Raw genomic sequence first — 5,147 nt, 5'->3', positions numbered from 1 at the left:
GACGCGGAAGATCTTGCCCTCCATCTGCATCGTGTGGATGCGCGACTCGAGGTTCGTCTTCACCTTGTTCTCGTAGCCGGCGTAGGTGTGCACGACGTACCACTCGCCCGGGCCACGGAACGGATCGTCGGAGACGGGCTCCGGTGCGGCCTCGACCTCCACCGCGACGGGCTCGGGGTCGGGCTCCACCACGGCGGCGGGCTCGGGGTCGGCGGCGGGCTCCTCGACGACCGGGCTCATCGTGCCGGGCGCGAGCTCCCCGTCGCCCTGCTCGGCCTCCATCTCGAGGTACTCCTCGTCGGCGACGGCCTCCTCGGCCTCGGCGGCCTCCTGCACGAGCTCCTGCCCGATCTCGTCGGCGGTCTCTTCCATGACGACGGCCTCGATCGCGGCCTCGGCGAGCAGCTCGTCGGCGACCTCCTCACCGGCCTCCTCGATCTCGGCGGCGCCGGCGATCGCCTCGGTCAGCACGGCCTCGGCGGCTTCGGGCTCCCCGGCCTCGAGCAGATCGGCGGCGCCGGCGAGTCCCTCGCTGAGGATCGTGTCGGCCCCCGCGTCGGCCACGTTCTGCACGACCTCGGCCTCGACGACCGCCTCGGCGATCGTCTCGGTGGCCGCCTCGTCGGCGATCTCGTGCACTTCGGCCGCCGCTTCCAGCGCGTCGGTCAGCGGCGTTTCGGACGTGGTTTCGAGGTCTTCCATGGGATCCTTCTGGGTCAGGAGAGCAGGTCGAGGATCGCCTTCGAGAAGACGTAGTCGAGGCCCGCGACGTACATGGTGGTCACGATCAGCGTGGCGAGCACCACGACCGTGTAGGAGATGAGCTCGCGGCGGCTGGGCCAATCGACCTTCTTGAGCTCGAGGCGAACCTCCTTCAGGAACTGCCGGACACCGGTGCGCTTGCGCTTCTCGGTGGTCTGCGCGCGCTTGGCCGCGGCCGACGGCGCGGTGGAACGCTCGGCGCCGCCACGCTTCTGCTGGCGCTCGGCGCGCTCCTGCATCCTCTTCATCTGTCGGTTCATGGTGTTCCCCTTGCAGGCGCGGAGGGACTTGAACCCCCAACCCCCGGTTTTGGAGACCGGTGCTCTACCAAGTTGAGCTACGCGCCTCCGAGACTCCGGCCACCCCGGAGGGGGGCGTTCGGACAGGCCAGTATAGGGTTCGCCCCGAGGCCACGGCAAAGACCGCATCCCCGCTCCCCCACCATGCCACAGGTCGGCACGAACCTGCGCCGGACTCACCCCTCGAGAACCCCTGAAATCTCGCGGTGCCAGGTGCGTGAATCGGCCCAGTCAGTGACCTATCCTCACGCGGACGCACCGCATCGGCCCCGGATCGCGAGAGACGTCATGGAAGAGCAGTCCAGCATCCCCCGGCGCAGCCTGTTCCGCCGGCTGGAACACCATGAAGACGAACCGCTCATGACGAGCGGCGAGCACCGCATCTCGGCGTCGCTGCGCAGGTCGATCGACGAGCAGCTCGAGGAAGGCCTGCGGGCGCTCGAGGAGCAGGCGACCGCCCTGATGCGTGAGATCGCCACCGAGATCTGGCGCGCCGCGGGCAACGACACGCGTCCCGAACAGGATCGCATCGTCTCGTTGCTCTCGCGCGACCAGACGATCAAGACCCTGATCGCGTCGAGCGACGAGCGGTTCCAGGCGCTCGCGCTGCGTTCGGCGCGCGTCGAGGACTCGATGAACGAGGTGGCCGAGACCGGTCGCACCTCCCGTGACGCGATCGAGGCGTCGCTGCTCGCGATCCGCGAGATCGCCGACTCCCCCACGCTGCACGGGGTCGAGCAGGTGCGCACCCAGCTTCAGCAGGTCGAGCACCACATCGCGTCGGCGCTCGCCACGATGCAGGAACGCGACCGCGCGATCGTCGAGACCGTGACCCAGCAGGTCCAGACGCACGGCCGGCTCCTCACCGAGGAGACCGCGAAGGTGATCGGCGCGATCGACGCCTACGTGCAGACAGGCGCCGAGGCGCTGGGCACGCTCTCCCAGCGCGTCGAGGAGCACGCCGAGGCGTTCGCCGTGCACGACGGCACGATCAGCCAGACCGTGGCCGACCGCGTCACGACCGAGCTCGCCCCGGTGGCCGAGCGGCTCGAGATGCTCGCCGAGCGGGTGGGCATGCACGGACGCGACCAGGAGCAGGTGCGTGCCGCGATCGAGCGGCTCGTCGAGGCTCGCATCATGGGCGTCGCCCGGCTGATCAGGGCCGACTCCGAGGCGCTGCAGGCGTTGATCGAGGAGCGCACCGAGGTCCAGGTCGACACGGTCCGAGAGACGGTCGACTGGCGTTTGGCGGCCTTCGCCGAGCGCATCGACGAGAAGCTCGGATCGGTCGCCGAGGAGGTCGCCGCGACGATCTCCGAGCGCATGGGCACGGGCGTCGGGGCGGTCGACGGCGGCGACCTGGCGCTCGCCGGAGGTCAGGTCGCGGTCGAGGAGCGTCTTCTGGCGCACATCGACGAGCGCATGTCCGCGATCGCCCGCCTGATCCGTTCCGACAACCAGGCGCTCGCGACGACGGTGCGCGAACAGCAGGCGATCACGCCGGGCGAGCCCCTCGATGCCGAGCTCGTCCGTCAGACGTTGCGGGCGATCAAGGAGCTGCAGGCCGGGCTCGCCGACGAGATGGAGAGCAGCGTCGACGTGAAGATCCGCTCGATCAGCGACCAGCTGCACAAGGAGACGCAGTCGACCACGGAGTCGATGGTCAAGGTCGCCGAGGTGCTGGGCCAGAAGATCGACCGGCTCTCGGTGCGCGTCGACGAGGGCGTGGGCAGCGACATGCAGGTCGTGATCGATCGCATGACCGACGCGATCCAGGCGATGTCGGCGACGCGCCGCAGCGCCTGAACCAACGGAGCGCCCGCGAAGGCCGGGGATCCCCCCGGCCTTCGTCATGGTCGGGGCGAGACGGGCGTTCATGCGAGGCGGACGGTCGCCACGCCCCGCTTGATCGGCCACTCGGTCTCGCCGTCGCGATCGCTCGACACCCACAGGTCGAGCGTGGCGGTCCCCGCCTCGGCATCGACCGCGCGGACGCGGCCGCCCGCGACGATCTCCTGGCCCATCGAGACGGTGGCGCGGAACTGCGCCGAGATCGCCGAGACCGCGGCGGCGTCGCCCGCCCACGCGACGACGCACGCGGCCATGTGGCCCATCGTGAACATGCCGTGCGCGATCACGCCGTCGAACCCCACGCCGCGGGCGAACTCGTCGCTCTGATGCAAGGGGTTCTGATCGCCTCCGGCGTCGGCGTAGGCCTTCACGTCCTCACGGGTCACGACGCGCCGCAGCTCCGGGAGCTCCTCCCCCACCTTCACGTCGTCGAGCCGCCGTGTCACGTCGGGCTCCGTTCGATCATCGTGGAGCGGGTCCGCGCGACCGGTTCCCCCGCGGCATCGAACAGGTCCATCGCGATCACGAGGAACCCGGTGCCGGCTCGCACCCTGATCGACTCGATGCGGGGGCGGACCGTGAGCGTCTCGCCCTCACGAAGCGGACGGGCCAGCTCGTACTCCTGACCGCCGTGCAGCACCCTCGTGAAGTCGAGGTCCAAGGCCGGATCGCCGATGATCCGCGGGATCGCGGTGAACTCCGCGGCCGTGAGGAACGTCGGGGGCACCCCGTCGGCCTGCCCGAAGACCGCCCGGAACGCTTCCACACGAGCGGGTTCGACGACGAAGTCGATCTCGGGGTAGACGGTGCCCTCCGCCTCGGGGTTCACGGCGCGCACCGTAGCCGCGGGGTGTGCGCCCGGCAACCGTTTTGGCGAGGGCTCAGCAACTTCCCTCAGGTGCGTGAAACGTTCTGGGTCTCGCCCTACGATGCTCCGCGATGCCTGCCCAGGGGACCCACGAACCCATCACGGTCGTCATCGCCGACGACCACCGTTCGTTCGGCGAGGCGCTCGAGGTGGCCCTCGACAAGGAACAGGACCTCCGCGTGATCGAGGTGGTCACCGACGGCCAGTCCGCGATCGAGTCGGCGTCGAAGGAGCACCCCGACATCATCCTGATGGACCTGCAGATGCCCGGGGTCGACGGCATCGAGGCGACCCGCCGCATCCACGACGAGACGGCCGGTACCGCGGTCATCATCCTGTCGGGCCAGGAGGACGACATCTCACTCGCCCGAGCGATCCAGGCTGGAGCGCGCGGCTATCTGCCCAAGACCGAGGCCGTCATCGGGCTCGCCGACGCGATCAGGCGTGCGTATCGCGGGGAGCCGCTGCACACGAGCGCCGAGGTCGAGGAGTCGCTCAAGCGCCTGCGCCGGCGGCGAGCACAGGACGGGAACCTCGCACAGCGCATCGAGCGGCTCACCCCGCGGGAGCTCGAGATCCTGCAGCGCATGGCCGACGGCGACACGCCCGAGGAGATCTCCGCCGAGCTCGGCATGAGCAAGCACACGCTGCGCACGCACACGCAGAACGTGCTCACGAAGCTGGGTCTGCACTCGAAGCTCGACGCGATCGTGGCGGCCATCCGCTACGGCAAGGTGCGCACGGTCGACGTCACGCGCGAGGCCGACGAGGAAGGCGACCTGCTCGAAGGCGAGGACGGTCCCCCCGAGCAGGGTTGAGCACGACCGGGCGGTCGGCGAGGTTTCCGGTCAGCGGGTCTCGCGGTGCAGCGTGTGCGACCGGCACCAGCGACAGTACTTCTTCAGCTCGATGCGGTCGCGGTCGTTCACCTTGTTCTTGACCGTGTTGTAGTTGCGCCGCTTGCAGTCGGTGCAGGCGAGCGTGATCTTCGGGCGGTTGTCGGCCTTCGCCATCAGTGCTCCTTCATCACCGCGAGCACCGCCGGCGCGAAGCCGGCGTCCTCACGCCGTTCCTTGACCGCGGCCCAGACCTCGGGACAATCGGCCTCGCTCAGGTCCACGACCCGTCGAACCGCCCGGTCGAGCGCGCGTTTGTCGTCGGGCGTCGGATCGGGAGGCAGCAGATCGCCGAGGTGCCGTGTGTAGCAGCTCAACGGTCCTCCAGCCTACTTGATGATCTCGGTCACGCGGCCGGCGCCGACGGTGCGTCCGCCCTCGCGGATCGCGAAGCGCAGGCCCTCTTCCATCGCGATCGGGGCGATCAGCTCGACCGTCATCTCGACGTTGTCCCCGGGCATGACCATCTCC

General features: G+C 69.6%; 9 protein-coding genes and 1 tRNA gene. 2 read left to right on the top strand and 8 right to left on the bottom strand.

Going from position 1 to position 5,147, the window contains the following annotated elements:
* From VFI59_08420 to VFI59_08410, 3 genes are all read right to left on the bottom strand, one after another.
* Positions 1 to 702: transcription termination/antitermination NusG family protein (locus VFI59_08420; GenBank protein HET6713718.1), on the bottom strand; the 702-nt coding region annotated here is incomplete at its 3' end.
* 14 nt (positions 703 to 716) lie between these two features.
* Positions 717 to 1,022 carry a preprotein translocase subunit SecE gene (gene secE / locus VFI59_08415; protein ID HET6713717.1) on the bottom strand — a complete coding sequence of 102 codons (306 nt, stop codon included), beginning with the start codon at positions 1,020 to 1,022 and terminating at the stop codon, positions 717 to 719.
* Between the two features lie 13 nt (positions 1,023 to 1,035).
* A tRNA-Trp gene (locus VFI59_08410) sits at positions 1,036 to 1,109 on the bottom strand.
* A 312-nt stretch (positions 1,110 to 1,421) separates the two neighbouring features.
* Between VFI59_08410 and VFI59_08405 the strand changes: the two genes are divergently transcribed.
* Complete coding sequence (locus VFI59_08405; protein ID HET6713716.1) at positions 1,422 to 2,867, top strand: hypothetical protein; 1,446 nt, start codon at positions 1,422 to 1,424, stop codon at positions 2,865 to 2,867.
* 68 nt (positions 2,868 to 2,935) lie between these two features.
* On the opposite strand, the gene VFI59_08400 is transcribed toward VFI59_08405, so the two are convergent.
* A complete protein-coding gene (locus tag VFI59_08400) occupies positions 2,936 to 3,358 on the bottom strand; it encodes a MaoC/PaaZ C-terminal domain-containing protein (GenBank protein HET6713715.1) in 423 nt (140 codons plus the stop codon).
* Positions 3,355 to 3,741 (bottom strand): MaoC family dehydratase N-terminal domain-containing protein, encoded by a 387-nt coding sequence (locus tag VFI59_08395; protein ID HET6713714.1) that lies wholly within the window; start codon positions 3,739 to 3,741, stop codon positions 3,355 to 3,357. The genes VFI59_08400 and VFI59_08395 overlap by 4 nt, the downstream gene beginning before the upstream one ends.
* A gap of 110 nt (positions 3,742 to 3,851) precedes the next feature.
* On the opposite strand from VFI59_08395, the gene VFI59_08390 reads away from it, so the two are divergent.
* Positions 3,852 to 4,598, top strand: a complete 747-nt coding sequence (locus tag VFI59_08390) for a response regulator transcription factor (protein ID HET6713713.1) — start codon at positions 3,852 to 3,854, stop codon at positions 4,596 to 4,598.
* Positions 4,599 to 4,628: 30 nt separating this feature from the next.
* On the opposite strand, the gene rpmG is transcribed toward VFI59_08390, so the two are convergent.
* The 3 genes from rpmG to tuf form a co-directional block, all read right to left on the bottom strand.
* Positions 4,629 to 4,793 (bottom strand): 50S ribosomal protein L33, encoded by a 165-nt coding sequence (gene rpmG, locus VFI59_08385; protein HET6713712.1) that lies wholly within the window; start codon positions 4,791 to 4,793, stop codon positions 4,629 to 4,631.
* Positions 4,793 to 4,993 carry a hypothetical protein gene (locus VFI59_08380; protein HET6713711.1) on the bottom strand — a complete coding sequence of 67 codons (201 nt, stop codon included), beginning with the start codon at positions 4,991 to 4,993 and terminating at the stop codon, positions 4,793 to 4,795. Before VFI59_08380 ends, rpmG begins: the two co-directional genes overlap by 1 nt.
* 12 nt (positions 4,994 to 5,005) lie before the next feature.
* On the bottom strand, positions 5,006 to 5,147 hold a 142-nt coding region (gene tuf, locus VFI59_08375), incomplete at its 5' end, for an elongation factor Tu (protein HET6713710.1).

The sequence above is a fragment of the Actinomycetota bacterium genome, from assembly GCA_035697485.1.
In the GTDB taxonomy this organism is placed as follows: Bacteria; Actinomycetota; UBA4738; order UBA4738; family HRBIN12; genus JAOUEA01.
This window is presented reverse-complemented; position numbering and strand designations above follow the sequence as displayed.